Origin of the sequence: Kitasatospora sp. NPDC051853, from assembly GCF_044452665.1 — a bacterium.
Classification (GTDB): domain Bacteria; phylum Actinomycetota; class Actinomycetes; order Streptomycetales; family Streptomycetaceae; genus Kitasatospora.
On record NZ_JBITBY010000001.1, the window covers coordinates 141,541 to 156,815 of the forward strand.

General features: G+C 71.1%; 18 protein-coding genes. All 18 read left to right on the forward strand.

All coding sequences use genetic code 11. The features are described from left to right. The first annotated feature begins 525 nt into the window (after positions 1 to 525). The 18 genes from ACIA8O_RS00705 (at position 526) to ACIA8O_RS00790 (ending at position 15,098) form a co-directional block, all read left to right on the forward strand. Complete coding sequence (locus ACIA8O_RS00705) at positions 526 to 2,277, forward strand: ParB/RepB/Spo0J family partition protein (RefSeq protein ID WP_396291307.1); 1,752 nt, start codon at positions 526 to 528, stop codon at positions 2,275 to 2,277. A 105-nt stretch (positions 2,278 to 2,382) separates the two neighbouring features. Next, on the forward strand, positions 2,383 to 2,934 hold the full coding sequence (locus tag ACIA8O_RS00710) for a hypothetical protein (RefSeq protein ID WP_396291308.1): 552 nt from the start codon (positions 2,383 to 2,385) through the stop codon (positions 2,932 to 2,934). After that, the gene (locus tag ACIA8O_RS00715; RefSeq protein ID WP_396291309.1) at positions 2,931 to 3,611 is read left to right on the forward strand and encodes a hypothetical protein; all 681 of its coding nucleotides are present in this window, start codon (positions 2,931 to 2,933) and stop codon (positions 3,609 to 3,611) included. Before ACIA8O_RS00710 ends, ACIA8O_RS00715 begins: the two co-directional genes overlap by 4 nt. A gap of 171 nt (positions 3,612 to 3,782) precedes the next feature. Then, positions 3,783 to 4,031 carry a hypothetical protein gene (locus ACIA8O_RS00720; RefSeq protein ID WP_396291310.1) on the forward strand — a complete coding sequence of 83 codons (249 nt, stop codon included), beginning with the start codon at positions 3,783 to 3,785 and terminating at the stop codon, positions 4,029 to 4,031. Positions 4,032 to 4,033: 2 nt separating this feature from the next. Continuing rightward, positions 4,034 to 4,711: a Fic/DOC family protein gene (locus tag ACIA8O_RS00725; RefSeq protein WP_396291311.1), complete on the forward strand. Its 678-nt coding sequence runs from the start codon at positions 4,034 to 4,036 to the stop codon at positions 4,709 to 4,711. Positions 4,712 to 5,280: 569 nt separating this feature from the next. Beyond that, complete coding sequence (locus ACIA8O_RS00730) at positions 5,281 to 5,562, forward strand: hypothetical protein (RefSeq protein ID WP_396291312.1); 282 nt, start codon at positions 5,281 to 5,283, stop codon at positions 5,560 to 5,562. A 12-nt stretch (positions 5,563 to 5,574) separates the two neighbouring features. Beyond that, positions 5,575 to 6,066 (forward strand): single-stranded DNA-binding protein, encoded by a 492-nt coding sequence (gene ssb / locus ACIA8O_RS00735; protein ID WP_396291313.1) that lies wholly within the window; start codon positions 5,575 to 5,577, stop codon positions 6,064 to 6,066. A 71-nt stretch (positions 6,067 to 6,137) separates the two neighbouring features. Continuing rightward, the gene (locus ACIA8O_RS00740; protein ID WP_396291314.1) at positions 6,138 to 6,815 is read left to right on the forward strand and encodes a hypothetical protein; all 678 of its coding nucleotides are present in this window, start codon (positions 6,138 to 6,140) and stop codon (positions 6,813 to 6,815) included. A gap of 75 nt (positions 6,816 to 6,890) precedes the next feature. Continuing rightward, on the forward strand, positions 6,891 to 7,160 hold the full coding sequence (locus ACIA8O_RS00745) for a hypothetical protein (RefSeq protein WP_396291315.1): 270 nt from the start codon (positions 6,891 to 6,893) through the stop codon (positions 7,158 to 7,160). A 52-nt stretch (positions 7,161 to 7,212) separates the two neighbouring features. Beyond that, positions 7,213 to 8,127, forward strand: coding sequence for a hypothetical protein (locus tag ACIA8O_RS00750; RefSeq protein WP_396291316.1), 915 nt, complete (start codon positions 7,213 to 7,215; stop codon positions 8,125 to 8,127). A 484-nt stretch (positions 8,128 to 8,611) separates the two neighbouring features. After that, positions 8,612 to 9,061, forward strand: coding sequence for a hypothetical protein (locus ACIA8O_RS00755; protein WP_396291317.1), 450 nt, complete (start codon positions 8,612 to 8,614; stop codon positions 9,059 to 9,061). 211 nt (positions 9,062 to 9,272) lie between these two features. Further along, a complete protein-coding gene (locus tag ACIA8O_RS00760; protein WP_396291318.1) occupies positions 9,273 to 10,421 on the forward strand; it encodes a DUF932 domain-containing protein in 1,149 nt (382 codons plus the stop codon). Between the two features lie 79 nt (positions 10,422 to 10,500). Then, on the forward strand, positions 10,501 to 10,770 hold the full coding sequence (locus ACIA8O_RS00765; protein ID WP_396291319.1) for a hypothetical protein: 270 nt from the start codon (positions 10,501 to 10,503) through the stop codon (positions 10,768 to 10,770). Between the two features lie 273 nt (positions 10,771 to 11,043). Further along, entirely contained in the window at positions 11,044 to 11,556 is a 513-nt protein-coding gene (locus ACIA8O_RS00770; RefSeq protein WP_396291320.1) for a hypothetical protein, read from the forward strand. A gap of 57 nt (positions 11,557 to 11,613) precedes the next feature. Further along, positions 11,614 to 12,096: a hypothetical protein gene (locus tag ACIA8O_RS00775; RefSeq protein ID WP_396291321.1), complete on the forward strand. Its 483-nt coding sequence runs from the start codon at positions 11,614 to 11,616 to the stop codon at positions 12,094 to 12,096. An 83-nt stretch (positions 12,097 to 12,179) separates the two neighbouring features. Continuing rightward, a complete protein-coding gene (locus ACIA8O_RS00780) occupies positions 12,180 to 13,091 on the forward strand; it encodes a DUF2637 domain-containing protein (RefSeq protein WP_396291322.1) in 912 nt (303 codons plus the stop codon). Then, positions 13,054 to 13,902 carry a phosphoadenosine phosphosulfate reductase family protein gene (locus ACIA8O_RS00785; RefSeq protein ID WP_396291323.1) on the forward strand — a complete coding sequence of 283 codons (849 nt, stop codon included), beginning with the start codon at positions 13,054 to 13,056 and terminating at the stop codon, positions 13,900 to 13,902. The genes ACIA8O_RS00780 and ACIA8O_RS00785 overlap by 38 nt, the downstream gene beginning before the upstream one ends. Then, positions 13,890 to 15,098, forward strand: a complete 1,209-nt coding sequence (locus ACIA8O_RS00790; RefSeq protein WP_396291324.1) for a hypothetical protein — start codon at positions 13,890 to 13,892, stop codon at positions 15,096 to 15,098. Before ACIA8O_RS00785 ends, ACIA8O_RS00790 begins: the two co-directional genes overlap by 13 nt. Positions 15,099 to 15,275 lie beyond the last annotated feature (177 nt).

A 15,275-nucleotide genomic window follows, 5' to 3' on the forward strand; every position in this document is an offset into this window, starting at 1 on the left:
GCGGGCACCGACCGGTGCCCGCCCCGGAACGGGGTCGCTCCAGGAAGCTTCGACTCCGTAGCGGGTGCGGCCCACCGTTCAGTCAGGCCCCAGGTCGCTTCCCGTAGATGACTGCCGGGCTAGGGCAATTCGGTCGCGCCTTCGGCGCGGCTGTTCTTGTGGTCCGGGCGCCCCGCTGCGCGGTTCCCCCGGCCCCCCTCCGCGGCCCAGTATCCGGGGCCGGCCGCCCGCCTCAAGGGCGCTTCGCGCGGCTGCGCCGCCGACCTGCGGCCGGCCCTTGACCCGGGCGGCCTCTTTGCCCCGGACCCCAGGCAGCTATCGGGGGGACGGGGGAGGTGCGCCCGTTGATCTGACGGTCCGTCAGTCGGCTGACCGGCGTGCGGATCCACGCCTTCAAGCTTGACCAGAAACCCTTAGTGAGGTAATATTGTCCTTGTTGGGAGGGGATGGCACCCCCGACCAACAGACAGAGACCATGCACCTGTTGGAGGATTTGTGACTACCGCGCTTGCCCCCGTTGGGCCGATGAACGATGAGACGGTCTCGCCCGAGCTGGCTGATCTGGCCGCTGCCCTCGACGCCGAGCGGTCCGGCGAGCCCGCCGACCCGGCTGAGGCTTCGGTGAAGGTCTTCCTCGAAGACGTCGACCCGGCGGAGCTGACGTTCACCCGCAACGTCCGAAAGGCGGAGCTGGATGACGAGTTCGTTGCTTCGATTGCGGAGCACGGCCTCTACCAGCCGATCATTGCGACCCCTCACGAAAATGGGTTCGCGATCATCCTCGGCAACCGACGAGCAAAGGGCTCGATCAAGGCCGGTCGACTCGTCGACGTTATCGTTCGCAACGACCTCACTGCCGAAGAGGCGCGCATCATCGCGCAGCTGATCGAGAACATGCACCGCGAGGATATGACGGAAAGTGAGATCGGCGACGCCTATGCGCAGTTGTCCATCGAACTCGGCCTCAGTACCGAACAGATCGCTGCCCAGGTGGCCCAAGACCCGAAGAGGGTTCGCGCTTCGATCGCGCTGGCCGGGATGCCGAAGGCGGCCCGCGCAGCCGCCGACACGGGCAAGCTCACCTTGGAGGACGCGGCGCAGCTGGCCGAGTTCGAGCATGACCCGAAGGCGTACAAGCGACTCCTCGCCAAGATCGAGAACGGACAGGGCCTGAACTGGGCCATCAAGGACGAGCGTCGGAAAGCGCAGCGGGCCGCACTGCGGGCGGAGACCACGCAGGCGCTCACGGCAGCCGGTGTCCGGATGGTCGGCGAACCCCAGGGGTTCGGTTGGGGGGCATCGCGTGAGGTCGCCGTCGAGCGCCTTGCCGATGCTGACGGTGTGGTCCTGACGCCCGAGACCCACGCGGCTTGCCCTGGGCATGCGGCGTACTTCAATGAGCACCAGGCCGGGGACCTTAAGGCCACGTTCCTTTGCCGGAACCCTCACGAGTACGGGCACCACGTCTCCGGCTCCTACCGCTTCCTCGGCGCCGAGGAGTCGGCCGCCAAGGCAGCAGCCGAGCAGGCCGACCGCGATCGGCGGGAGGCGCTGGCCATCTCGCGGGAGGTGCGGACGGAGTTCGTCCAGGAGCTCTGTCGCTCGAAGAAGGTGCCCAAGGGGATGACCAAGAAGGTTCTGCGGCTGCTCTACACGCTGGGGACGGACGAGACCAGCCCGGAGGTGCTGGTGTACCTCAACGCACCGGGCGACGACGACCGGACCGACCGGTTCGACCGGTTCACCCGTCGGATGGCTGAGGCGCGGCTGCCGCTGGTGCTCCTGGCTGCCGTTGCGGTTCGAGCAGAGCGAGCCGTCCAGCAGGCCATCTTCGGCTATGGCGACAAGTGGGCTGCGCTGGAGTGGTTCGACTTCCTCACTGCCTACGGCTACGAACTGACCGATCCCGAGGTCGAGTTGGTGGCTGAGTTCCGGTTGAAGCTCGCCGAAGCCGAGGCGCGAGCCGCAGCGAAGGCGGCGGAGGATGCCGCCCGGCAGGCTGACACCGATGAGGAGCAGGACGACGAGGACCAGGACGACACGGAGGACGAGGAGGTGGAAGAGCGGGAGCTGGCCGCCGTCGAGGACAAGGGTGCAGTCGAGGACGAGGACGAGGACGAGGTCGAGGAGGAGACGGGCGGGTCGGAGTTGACCGCCGTCGAGGAGAGCGACGAGCTGAGCCGACACCTGTCGGCTGTCGCGGGCACCGCTGCGGACGACTCGGAGAAGGACTGGGAAGCGCTCTACCCGGAGATCAACGAGCCGATTGCAGCCTAAGCCCAAGGGGAGGGGACTCCCCGCCTGAACAACCGCCGGGGGTGTCCGATGGCACCGGACACCCCCGGCGCTGCCGACCACATCACTGCCCTGCCGGAGGCTTTCATGCATCTGCACCTCGCCCCCACAGACCACCGACCGCTCACCGTCCGAACCGATCTCGCCGTCCACCTCGCCGGGCACCACGAAGCGCACGCCGTGCTGATCGCTCACACCGTCCTGCTGACCATGCCGTCCGTCCGTGTCCGCGTGGCCCACCCGCAGCCCGCGTACGAGACGTACAAGGGGTGGGCCAGCGCCGCCGACCGGGCCACCCAGTTGTTCGCCGGGACGAAGTCCGGTGCCGTCCCGGTGCCCGACGGCCAGGTGTCCGGACACCTTCGACTCGACCGGCCCGTGCCCCCGGCCGTCGTGGAGAGCCTTCCCGCGAAGCTCAGCCCGACCCGCACCCCACAACTGCGGATCAGCGTCGGCGGCCTGCTGACGGTGGTCACCGACATGGCGGCGTTCACCAGCCAGCTCAACCTCTGGACCACCGCCTACCGGCACGCCGCGCGCCGCTGGAGCAACCTGCCGAGCGTCGAGGAACTGGCGGTTGGAGCGCTGCCGCGTTTCGAGGACACCGAGGCCCCGGCGTTCATCCCGGTGGCGGCATGAGCAGCAACCGGCCGACGGGCCCGCAGTACGTCACCCTCGTCACCGAGACCGGCTACCGGATGCACGCGACGATCACGCTGGACTGGGAGATCGGAGCCGCCCTGTACCGCATCGCGGAGCTGGGCGGCACCATCACCGTGGGGTGGGAGTCCGGCCACTACTACACGCGCTGCTGCCTCGGGAACGCGATCCAGATCACTTACGGCAAGCCCGACCGAAACCCGTTCACCATCACCTACCCGGACGCGCCGACCGTCTACGGTGTCCGACTCGCCGAGCGGGCAGTCTTCCACCCCGAGGAGATGAAGCCCACCAGTCACCGGTGGCTGGTGGTCCGGCGCGACAACGGGGGAACGCACTGCCCCAGCGCGCCGGAGGGCACCCAGCGCAGGACCGCCGCCATCGTCCACACGATCACCCGGCACATGCTGTCCCGCCCGTGGGCGGCCAAGCTGCGCCGCGCTCACGAGGAACGGCACGCCCCCGCCCGGCACCGCCACCACCAGAGGGCCATCAGCGAGCTGGAGGAGGAAGCGGCCAAGCTCCAGGAGAGAATCACACGGGAGAAGACCCGGGCGGCAGTGCAGGCCGCTGTGATCGAGCAAGCCGCCAACAGGACGGGCAGCGCTGAGCCGTTGCCCGAGTGGCTGGTGCAGCGCCAGCAGCTCGCCGCCTGAACCCGGTGGCCCGACTCCGAGACAGGGGTCGGGCCACCGGGCGGCCGGCACCGCGGGGGAGGGGGGCATCGAGCCCCCTCCCCCGCGACCGCCCCGCCGACCGGGGCCGGCCGCCTGCCGCGACAGCCCCCCGAGCACCACCCTGCCCCAGGGCCGCAGACACGTACGCTGATGAGACAACCCGCGCCCACCCGGCGCGACCACGAGGAGCAGCCGATGCACCACCCCGCCACCCCGGAGAGCCGCCGCCGGGCGGTCTCCTCCGCCACCGGCTCGGTACGGGCCGAGGGTCTCACGCCGAGTCCGGAGTTCCTCACCGACACGGAGGAGTACGCGGCCGGTCGGATCACCGCCGACGAGTTGGTGGAGCGCGCCGAGGCCCGCTACCGCGAGCCGGGCGCCGAGCAGCCAGCACCCTGACGATGGCCGACCCCTACGCCGACCCGGCCAGCGGCGTCCTGCGTAACCGGCTCGGCATCACCACGCCCGAGGCCCTCGCCGCAGCCGAAGCCGACATCACCGCCGCCCGCCTCACCCGCATCGCCGAGAAGCCCATCCCCGGCCGCTACGACCTTGCCCACCTCCAGGCGTTCCACCGCGAGATCTTCGGCAGCGTCTACCCGTGGGCGGGAGAAGTGCGCAGCATCGAGATCGCCAAGGGGAAAACCCAGTTCTGCCTCGTCCGGATGATCCCGAACTTCGCCGATGACACGTTCGGCCGACTCGCCCGCCGTCAGAACCACCTCCGCGGACTCGACCGCGACAGCTTCCTGACCGGCCTGGCCGACCTCTACGGCGACGTCAACGCCCTTCACCCGTTCCGCGAGGGCAATGGCCGGGCACAACGAGCCTTCCTCGGCCAGCTCGCCGCCGACGCCGGACACCCGGTCGACTGGACCAGCCTCGACCCCAGCCGCAACGAGCTCGCGTCCATCGCCTCGTTCAACGGCAACACCGGCCCCCTGCGCGCGATGCTCGCAGACCTCTCCGTCGAGCGGCCGTCGACCAGGCCCACGCCGACCACCAGGACCACGAGCCCGGCGCAGTTGATCCAGCCCCCGCCGATCCAGACGCCCAATCAGCCGACCATCCGCCCCTGACCGCAGAACGCGGAAGGCCGGTGGACACCCTCGCAAGCGAGTTGGCACGGTCCACCGGCCAGAGACCACAGCACCCCGCAACGGGGGAGCGTGCAGAACCTTCAGCGTAGAGCACTCGCCGCCGGGGCGGCGGGGGAGTGGTCGCGCCGTTGGCGCGGTGGTGTTGTTGGGCGGCTGTCGCCGCCGGCCGCCTTCGGCGGTGGAAGCGGAAGCGCCTTCGGCGCTGCGTCCTTTTTGCCGGGCGCCCCGCTGCGCGGTTCCCCCGGCCCCCCTCCGCGGCCCAGTATCCGGGGCCGGCCGCCCGCCTCGAGGGCGCTTCGCGCGGCTGCGCCGCCGACCTGCGGCCGGCCCTTGACCCGGGCGGCCTCTTTGCCCCGGACCCCAGGCAGCTATCGGGGGGACGGGGGAGGTGCGCCCGTTGATCTGACGGTCCGTCAGTCGGCTGACCGGCGTGCGGATCCACGCCTTCAAGCTTGACCAGAAACCCTCAGCGAGGTAATATTGTCCTTGTTGGGAGGGGATGGCACCCCCGACCAACGGACAGAGACCACGGCACACCGGAGGCGGACATGAACCCGCGCTACATCGCGTACTTCACCACCCCGTTCTCCGGCACCGGTCGACCCGAGGCCGTCACGTCGATCCGCCAGGCGGCGGATCGGCTGCGAACCCGGGCCCGCGACCCCCACGGCGGCTGTACCGAGCAGTCGTTCGCCGACCTCTGCGCGATCACCGACGAGCACATGCTCGCCGATGCGGAAGAGATGGCCAGCGTGGGAGTGCCGTTCGGTAACGGTCCGGACCTCCGGATCACCCTGGGCCCGCGTGGCGGTGCCCGCATCGAACGCTAGGAGGAGTAGAGCATGGCAGGCGAAACCAAGATCACCATCGTCGGAAACCTCGCGGACAACCCGACGCTCAAGTACACCGACGGCGGGGCCGCACGAGTCACCCTCACCGTCATCGCCAACGAGCGGGTCTGGGACAGCACCACCCGCGCCTACCGGGATGGCGACTCCCTCTCGATGCCGTGCGTAGCTTGGCGGCAGTACGCCGAGAACATCGCGGCGTCCTTGACCAAGGGGGCGCGCGTCGTCGTCACCGGCGTCCTCAAGCAGCGCACGCACCAGCCGGCCGACGGCCCCCGCCAGTTCTACACCGAACTCCAGATCGACGAGGTCGGCGCAGCCATGCGCTTCGCCACGGTCGAGGTCACCAAGGCCGGAAGCCGCCCCACCCAACAGGGACCGGCCCCCAGCCAGGCAGCGCCGGGCGCGTTCGACGCGACGTGGCCGCCCGCCCCGGCCACCCCGCCCGCCGTCGGCTCCTGGCCGACAGCGGCCATCGCCAGCTGATCGCGCCACGGCCGGGCGGACCTCTCCGCCCGGCCGCCCGGCCCGCGCGACCCCGTCCACGAGAGGACAGCTTGAGCACCACCACTCCCGACGCAGAGCCCGCCAGCGGCACCCCCGCCGTACCAGCCCGCACGGTTCCCGCGAAGCCACCGGCCACCGTGGCCGCCGTCGTCGCCTACGCCCGCCAACACGGCTGGACCGCCATGGCCGAGTGGTCCCCGGCCGACGAGACCAACACCGGTGACGGATGGGTGGTGACGACATCTGCCGACACCGCGCGCGGGCGCGGCGAGTTCCGGTTGGTCTGGCGCTACCAGGGCGCGGCCAGGGTCCCGCGTTACGAACGCTACTTCTCCCATGGACGGAGCCCGAGCAGGTACAGCCACGCTCCCACCCTGCCGTTCGTGCGCTGGGCCATGCGGAACAACCCGATCCACTCAAAGGCGGCAGGCGACGAACCACCGGTCTGGCGCTGGCGCGAGCCGGACGCCCTACCGCCCACGGCCGAGGACCTGACGGAGGTCATGCTGGCCCCGATCCGGCGAAGCGCCGAGCATTCGTGGCTACCCCAGACCGTCTACGCCTCCCGGTGGATCGGACGCGACTACGTCGGCCAGGACTGCCTCCTCATCAGCGCGGCCATGCCGTGCGACGACTACAAGCCCGAGGACGTCCACCCCGACAGCCCCATGCCGTTGCTGACCATCCTCCCCACCTTCTACTTCGGCACCGTCCCCACGGGAGGGTGAGGCACCCCGCCCTGCCACTACGGGCCCGGCCCTCCCGCTTCCACCTGCCGCAAACCGCCGACGAAAGGCCCGACCATGCCCACCACACCACCCCCGAGCGAGCTGACCAGCACCATCAACACCATCCAACGCGGCACGTTCGCCGCCGTCCTGGCCGTCATCACCGCCACCGTCGTCTGCACCCTCCGTGACCAATTCCTCATCACCTACCCGCTGCTCGCCGTCCTCGGCGGACTGCTGTGGCTCCAATCGGTCGTGGTCCTCCGCCTGCCCAAGGCCATCAACCAGGCCGCCGAACAGCACGGCATGCCGCCCATCCTGCCCAGCACCACGCCCCGAAGCTGACCGACCCAGGCCGGCCGGGCCACCACGGCCCGGCCGCCCACCCGGAGACCTCTTGATCACCACCCACACCGCTGCCCGCCTGCTGCTGCGCTACGAGGTCGAACACGCAGAGACCGGCCTCACCTACTACACCGTCCGCGCGCCCCACGTCACCGGCACCATCACCCTCCATCCCGAAGCCGCACCCGGAGAGAACGGCGACCCCGACGCCTACACCCGACTCCGGTTCACCTCCGGCCGCTACAACCCGGATGAGAACCCCAGCGGCTACACCGACCGACTCGCCGTCTACAACACGTGGATCTACGACGGCATCACCATCCCCCCGACCGGCGCACCCGTCGACCGCGACCCATGGGGGCAACTCCACCGCAATACCTACGAGTTGGCGACCGAAAGCGCCCGCGCCCGCACCAAGGAGGTCGGAGAGAAGATCATCAACGAGTACCGAATGGACCCCCAGCGGTTCACCCAGCAGGCCCGCTACCTCCGCGCCGCCGCCGACCAGCAGCTGACCCGCGCCACCCGCGAGGCCAACGACCTTCGCCCGGCCGTCGATCAGCTGGCCGCGCTCGAAACCCGGATCAACCGCTGGACCCGCCTCCGCACCCCCGGAGCCGACCCGACCGCCACCGTGGTGGAGGTCGGAGGCTTCCTGGCTGACTGGATCGGGGCCCGCCTCTCCGGCCACCAGCCGCTCACCCCCGCCGACCGCGACGTCTACCGCGCGTGGACCGCAGCGCGCCGACTCGGCGACCCGGCGGCAGTCTTCCAACCGCGCCGGATCATCCTGCCAACCCCCGCCGCGCTCGCCAGCTTCGCCCACTACCTCACCGAGGCCAGCCTGGAGTCGCCGAGCCCCGCCGCCCGCGCCGACGCCCGCAGCCGCCTCCGGCGCATCGCCGCCACCCACCCGGCACTCGCGCCCGCCGCCCCCAGTCAAGAGCGAGAAGAAGCACCCAGCTGATCCAAGCTCTCCCACCAGCCCCCAGCGCCCGCCGGGGGCTGGTGCCGTTGTCGGTCGCGCCGTTGGCGCGGTGGTGTTGTTGGGCGGCTGTCGCCGCCGGCCGCCTTCGGCGGTGGAAGCGGAAGCGCCTTCGGCGCTGCGTCCTTTTTGCCGGGCGCCCCGCTGCGCGGTTCCCCCGGCCCCCCTCCGCGGCCCAGTATCCGGGGCCGGCCGCCCGCCTCGAGGGCGCTTCGCGCGGCTGCGCCGCCGACCTGCGGCCGGCCCTTGACCCGGGCGGCCTCTTTGCCCCGGACCCCAGGCAGCTATCGGGGGGACGGGGGAGGTGCGCCCGTTGATCTGACGGTCCGTCAGTCGGCTGACCGGCGTGCGGATCCACGCCTTCAAGCTTGACCAGAAACCCCTAGTGAGGTAATATTGATCCTGTTGGAAGGGGAGGGCAACCCCGACCAGCACCCACGATCGACCGACCGAAAGGCGTCATCACATGACGATCACTCTCGACCGCGTCCGCCTCGAAGAGATCAACGCGACCAAGCGGGCCGAGTGCGGCCACAGCAGCGGGCCGGGCTGCGCCTGGTGCTGGCTCACCCCCGACGCCATCGCCGACCTCCCCTACGCCGAGCGCCTCGCCGTCGCCGTCGATCTCGACCACCGACTCACCGAACTCGGCATCCCCCGCGCCCCGCGCACCGTCGTGATCGTCCACGGGGCCCGCACCTACGCCGTCCAGGTCGTATGCGAGGAACTCGGCACGTGGGAGCTGCGCATCCCCGCCCCGGGCGAGGAGTATGCCCTGTTCTGTGGCGCGATGTGGGCGGACCCTGGCGCCCAGGTCCGCAACGGCCAGATGCCGACGTGGACGCGTGACCGTGACGACCTCGCCGACGTCGCCCGTGGTTTCGCGGGCCAGCTCTGGGCTGCCGGGCTCCGCTGAGGCGCGCCGCTCGGCCCGGCGTAGCCGGGCCGAGCCAAACCCCACATCGTTCCGCCCTCCTGTGCGATGCCGGGCGAAGACGCCGCAGCGGAACGCTCGCGGCAATAGGGTTGACCGAAAACCCTTAACGAGGTAATATTGTTCTTGTTGGACGGGGAGGGCAACCCCGGCCAACACCCACGTACGACCATCCCGCGCGAAGGGCTCTCACATGACCATCACTCTGGCCAGGACCTCCACCCGCAACGCGAACCTCCACGAGATCGTGGACATTCTCCGCGATCAGCACCCGCGCAAGACCGACGTCATCGCCCCCGTGCAGAACATCCACGCCGAAGGTGGCCGACTGGTCATCGAGGGCGCGGACCACGAGCTCACCCCGGACGGAGTCAGCCGCAAGGCTGCTGAGTTCCGCCTCACCGACGTGTGCGAGTCCGGCGTTGCCGAGAAGCTCGGCATTCCGGTCGGTTACCTGCGGAAGACCCGGATCGAGGCCCCCCACCTGTGGGATGCCAACGTCAACGGGTGGCTCAGCCACCAGAGCCGCGCCGACAAGTCGTTCATGGTCCGCACCCTCAGCCCCACCGAGGGCGAGGACACCGGCACTGCCCGCGCCTTCCTGAGCCCCAGCTATCGGATCATCGAGAACCTGGACATCCTGACCGCCGCGCTCCAGGGTGTGCGGGACGCCGGGGTCGAGGTCCGGTTGGACAAGTGCGACCTGACGGACCGGCGGATGTACGTCAAGATCACCGCTCCGCAGGTCAGTGCCTACGCCCCCGAGCTGCTGCGGGACTACCGGAGCCCGTTCAGCGGCGCACGCGGCGCGGACAACCCCACCGTCTTCGCCGGATTCGAGATCTCCAACTCCGAGACCGGGTGCGGGGCGTTCACCATCGTGCCCCGGCTGGTCGTCCAGGTCTGCGACAACGGCATGACCATCACCAAGGACGTCATGCGGTCCGTGCACGTCGGCGGCAAGCAGCAGGACGGGGTGATCCGGTGGAGCAACACCACCCAGGCCCGCACGCTCGATCTGGTCACCTCCCAGACCGCCGACGCCGTTTCGACCTTCCTTGACCGCGCCTATGTCGTCCAGCAGCTGCGTTCCATCCAGGAGACGGCCGCGACCCGGGTGAAGAGCCCGGAGGCCACGATCACCACCGTCGCCCAGCGGCTGAAGTTCACGGAGGAGCGCCGGGCCGACATCTTCGCCCACTTCATCCAGGGCGGGGACCTTTCCGCCGGTGGCGTGATGCACGCCGTCACCTCCGTCGCCCAGACCCTGGTCGACGCCGACGAGGCCCACGAGTTCGAAGCGCTCGGCATCCGCGCCATGGAGCTGGCCGCCTCCCTGTGACCGCCCCGCCGCCCGGCCCACCGGGGCCGGGCGGCCCGGCACAGACCGCCACCAGCCCAGCGCCAGCCGGAGGAACACCGTGAACACCACCGTCGAACGACTGCGCACCCTCGTAGCCGAGGTCATCACCTGGGAAGAGGACTGGGAAGCCGACTTCCGCGCGCGACTGCCGTCCTACAACGCCGACCGCAAGGACTTCCCCGTCGCACCCGACGACGAGGAGGACTACTACAGGCTCCGCGAGGACCGCGACGCCGCAGCCTTCACCCAGCTCCGCAAGACGACCGCCGCCATCGACGCCCTTGTCCGCGAGCTGACGGAGACCGCCGAGGCCGACCAGCCCGGCTGACCGGAGCAACGGCCGCCCAGCGCGAAGCTGGGCGGCCCCGGCCGGGAGCGCCGGGCTGCGGGGATCGACCCCGCACCCCGGCCCAACCCCTCCCGCAGCCGACCCGCCGCAGCACCAGCCCGCCGCACCGCCCGCCGGCCCATGCCGCCCGCAACCGGGCGGCCCCGGCCGGGAGCGCCGGGCTGCGGGGATCGACCCCGCACCCCGGCCCAACCCCGCGCGGCGCCCCCTGCTGCCCACCTTCACCCAACAAGCACCACCAAGAGGAACCACGTGCCCACCCTGCCCCACACCGGGCTCCAGACCCCCGACCAGCCCACCTACGAGATCACCAGCTGCCAGGAACTGGTCCTCCTCCGGGCGACTCCCTTCCTGGCCACCGTCAGCCACGGAGCCCGCAAGATCGGCACCGCCCAGAACTACGGCGACGGCGACGCCACGGAGTTCGTCCCCCACGGCAACTTCGACGTGACCGACCTCGCCCGGTTCGCCGCCGCCTGCCGACTGGACAGCCGACCCGTCAGCCTCTCCCTGCTACTGGACCTGCTGATCGAGGAGTTCAACGTCGGCCGCTCGCTCCGCGCCCAGGCACTCCAAGGCCGAACCCTGCTCCGCGAGGTCGCCCCGGACCGCACCATCACCATCAGCGGGACCATCCCGATACCCGCCACCGCAGACGACCGCCACCACGTCCGCGAAGCCCTCGGCCTGCCGCTCACCCCCGGTGCCACGACCCAGTTCTGGAACGGACACCACTGGGAGCACCTGGCCGGCCCCGCGGCCTGAACCGCACCGGTGCACCGCGCCTCCGGCCACTCCCCGATCACCTCAGGAGACATCAGCATGCCCAAGTACATCGTCCCCATCGACGTCATCACCGTGCACCTGGTGCCGGTCCTCGCACCCACCGCCGACGCAGCCGAGACCGAGGCCGAACGCATCGTCGAGGGCGACCGGAAGACCTGGTACGACCACACCGAGCCGCTCTGCGTCGGCGACGCCCTCACCGAAGCGGAGTGGGATGCCCAGCAGGAATCCCTCGCCCGAACCAGCAACAGCGGCCACCCGGCCCCGCCCCGGGCCCACCGACCGAACGACACCACCTCGGCTGCGCGGCCCCGCGCGCCCCGCACCGACCACCACGCCGACGGCACCGCCTGCCCGCCCGAGCACAGGCACACCACCAGCGGCAAGCCCCTGACCCCGGGCTGCACCGGCCGCGCCTACTCCAAAGCCGCGTGCACCTGCGGCGAGTGGTCGGTCAAGTCCTCCGGCAAGGGCTACGTGGACGACGCACGCCGCCAGCACCTGAGCACCGCGCACTGACGTCTCGATCCACCCCGACCCACGAACGGGTGCGGCCCGGAGGGCAACCGGGCCGCACCCGCCCACGAAACCGAGAGAAGATCGTGACCCCGACCCGACCCGACAGGGACGCGCTCACCGCGGACATCACCGTCGGCATCCTCGGCATCTGCGCGTTCGCCGTGTCCTTCACCCACGTCGTCCAGACCGCCACCGCGGCCGGCCAGACCGGATGGGTCGCCTACGCCATCGCCGTGTCCGTCGAACTGATGGCCCTCGGCTCCGTCTCCGAGATCCGCCGCCGGAACCGACACAGGCAACCGGCCCGCTGGCCCCGCGGCGTCCTGGTCCTCGGCGTCGCAATGAGCCTGGCCGCGAACCTGGCCGTCGCACAGTCCACACCCTGGGGATACGTGATGGCCGCCTGGCCGAGCCTGGCGTTCCTCGCCGCCGCCGGGATCATCGAGTCCCGCCCCTCCGCTCGCCCAACCACCCCGGCACCGCCCCGGCCCGCCCAACCCGACACCGACGAGCACCAGGCCGCCGACGACCCACCACCCCACCTCGCCCCGGACCTCCCGGACGACCAGGACCAGGCCGAAGCCCCAGTCGAACCGGCCGACGACGCCGAGACCGACCGCCCCGACGAGCGGCCGGCCACCCGGCCGCCGACGAAGCGGCCGACCAGACTGCGCGTCATCAGCGAACTGCTCGCCGCGATGCGCGCCGACCCCGACTGGCGCCCGGACTACGACCAGCTCACCACCAGCACCGGCTACAGCCGGTCATGGTGCGAGAAGCGCGTGGGCGAAGCCCGCACGCTCCACCGCCGTACGGAACCCGAGCCCGCCGAAGAGCAGCCCGGCCGTACGGCAGAGCCGCCGACCCTCAGCCCGTTCCGTACGCCCCGCGACGCCGACGACCGGCCCCTCACCCCCGCCTCCCGACCCGCACCCAACCCGTACGAGGAACCCGCCCATGAGCACCACCCTCCACATACCGCCGCAGCTGCATGACGCCGACGCCTACGTGCTAAACAACAGTGCTGGCAAGGACAGCGCCGCGATGCTCCACCTATGGGCCACCACCGCCACCGACCGGATGCTGGAACGCACCACAGTGCTCCACCTCGACCTCGGCGACGCCGAGTGGGACGGCGTCCCCGCCCTCGCCGCCGAGCAAGCCGCCACCTACGGACTGCCCTTCGAGATCCGCCGCCGCGCCAGCGGCGGCCTGCTCGACCTGGTCCGCGCACGGGGCCGCTGGCCCGGCCTCAGCACCCCCTTCTGCCGCAGTTACCTCAAACGCGACGTGGCCCGGAAGTACTACACCGAGCTGACCAGCCGCCTTGGCATCACCGGCCGGCCCGCCCGCATCGTCACCGCCCTCGGCCTGCGCGCCGCCGAGAGCACCGTTCGAGCCCGCCGCTCCGCCGTCGCTCCGGACCGCGCCGCCAGCTCCAGCCGACGCCAGGTCACCACCTGGCTGCCCATCCACGACCTCAGCACCGACGCCGTGTGGAAGACCGTACGGGCCAGCGGCATCCCGCCCCACCCCGCCTACCAGCGGCTCGACCGCCTGAGCTGCCGCCTGTGCCCGTTCGCCGGACGCAACGCCCTCATCACCGCCGCACGGATGGCCCCCGACACCGCACTCGACTACGCCCTGGTCGAAGACGAGATCGGCGTCCCCTTCCGCCGCGACCTGTCGATGGCCCAGATCATCGAAGCCGCCGAACGCGAGGACCCCGCCCCCGTACGGGCCCTGCGCCCGTACGGAGCCGCACCCCGTACGCTCCCGCACCGTACGGGCGCGTGCGCGGCATGATCCGCACCGACCCCGCACCGACCGGAGCCGGCCTCCCAGTCGTCCTCAGCTTCGGCATGGGAGTGGACAGCACCGCCATCGCCGTCCGATGGCTCACCGAGCCCGACACCCGCACCTTCCCGCTCGACCGGCTGACCGTACTGACCGCGATGACGGGCGACGAGCCGGACATCACCCGGCGCCTCACCGAGGAACACCTGCTGCCGCTGCTGCGCGACACCGGCACGCGCTTCGTCCAGCTCAGCCGGACCAGCCAGCGCGGCGGCTACACCGTGCTGGACGACTCCCGTACCCCACGCCGACTGATCACCCGGGGACCCTGGCGGCTGTCCGACGAACTCCGCGCCAGCGGTACCGTCCCCCAGATCGCGGCCAAACGCAGGCTGTGCAGCTTGCACTCGAAGGGAGACGTGCTCGACGGGTGGCTGGGCGACGAGTTCGGGGGCCGACCCTTCCGGCACGTCCTCGGCTTCGCCAGCGAGGAGCTCCGCCGGGCCGCGCGGGACGAGACCTTCACCGCGCTCGGTCGCATCCCCGAGTACCCGCTGATCAACGACTGGGGCTGGGACCGCCACCGGTGCGAGCAGTACCTGCTCGACCGCTTCGGCGAGCCGTGGTCGCGGTCCGCGTGCGGCTACTGCCCCTTCTCCGCGGGTCGGCGCGGGCGGGCCGAGCTGGTCGAGCGCTGGCGCGCGGAGCCGGCCGTCGGAGCTCAGGCCCTCGCGCTGGAGTACACCGCCCTCGCCCTCAACCCGCGCTCGAAGCTCTACGGCACCGTCGCCGCCCACGACCTCGTCCGTAGCCACGGATTGGTCGACGTCCTCGCCGAGTTCGAGGAGCACCTCCGGCGGCAGCGCTGGAGCGTCTACGAGGTCCGGCGGATCATCCACCCTCGCCGTGAGGACCCCGCTGCCAAGGGCGCCGCCTGGCGCAGCGTACGTACGAGGTTCACCGGGAGCCGGGCCGACGCCGTCGCCGCGCTGGCGGCCCTCAGCGTGGGCGGGGCCGTCACCGACCGATACGGGATCACGCGGGCCGACGTCATCTCCCGAACCAGCGGATACCCCGCGATCGAGATGACGCTCGCCCTCGCACCCGCCGGGGTCGAGGACAAGGAACGACCGGCGTTCGGGGCGTGGTGGGAACGACTGCACCACCGGGCCGACCTCACGCCTCCGGTCGCGCTCGCGGCGTGAGCGGAGAAGAAGACGGGGGCCAGCAGCACGGCCGGAGCCGTACCGACCTCGATGGGCCGGCTTGGGCAAGCCGCTGGCCCCCTCCCACGAAGACCGATCCCGAGAGACCGCTACCTCGCGCCGGTAGATTAGTGCATGTCGAGCCGGGGAGGGTTCTCCCCTTTGAACAACCACCCC

What these genes read in the sequence shown, in the direction of transcription:
- ACIA8O_RS00785 (WP_396291323.1), top strand. Translation starts at nt 13,054, where the DNA reads ATGAGCACCACCCTCCACATACCGCCGCAGCTGCATGACGCCGACGCC.
- ACIA8O_RS00775 (WP_396291321.1), top strand. Translation starts at nt 11,614, where the DNA reads ATGCCCAAGTACATCGTCCCCATCGACGTCATCACCGTGCACCTGGTG.
- ACIA8O_RS00730 (WP_396291312.1), top strand. Translation starts at nt 5,281, where the DNA reads ATGAACCCGCGCTACATCGCGTACTTCACCACCCCGTTCTCCGGCACC.
- ssb (WP_396291313.1), top strand. Translation starts at nt 5,575, where the DNA reads ATGGCAGGCGAAACCAAGATCACCATCGTCGGAAACCTCGCGGACAAC.
- ACIA8O_RS00745 (WP_396291315.1), top strand. Translation starts at nt 6,891, where the DNA reads ATGCCCACCACACCACCCCCGAGCGAGCTGACCAGCACCATCAACACC.
- ACIA8O_RS00710 (WP_396291308.1), top strand. Translation starts at nt 2,383, where the DNA reads ATGCATCTGCACCTCGCCCCCACAGACCACCGACCGCTCACCGTCCGA.
- ACIA8O_RS00760 (WP_396291318.1), top strand. Translation starts at nt 9,273, where the DNA reads ATGACCATCACTCTGGCCAGGACCTCCACCCGCAACGCGAACCTCCAC.
- ACIA8O_RS00725 (WP_396291311.1), top strand. Translation starts at nt 4,034, where the DNA reads ATGGCCGACCCCTACGCCGACCCGGCCAGCGGCGTCCTGCGTAACCGG.
- ACIA8O_RS00705 (WP_396291307.1), top strand. Translation starts at nt 526, where the DNA reads ATGAACGATGAGACGGTCTCGCCCGAGCTGGCTGATCTGGCCGCTGCC.
- ACIA8O_RS00715 (WP_396291309.1), top strand. Translation starts at nt 2,931, where the DNA reads ATGAGCAGCAACCGGCCGACGGGCCCGCAGTACGTCACCCTCGTCACC.
- ACIA8O_RS00720 (WP_396291310.1), top strand. Translation starts at nt 3,783, where the DNA reads ATGAGACAACCCGCGCCCACCCGGCGCGACCACGAGGAGCAGCCGATG.
- ACIA8O_RS00755 (WP_396291317.1), top strand. Translation starts at nt 8,612, where the DNA reads ATGACGATCACTCTCGACCGCGTCCGCCTCGAAGAGATCAACGCGACC.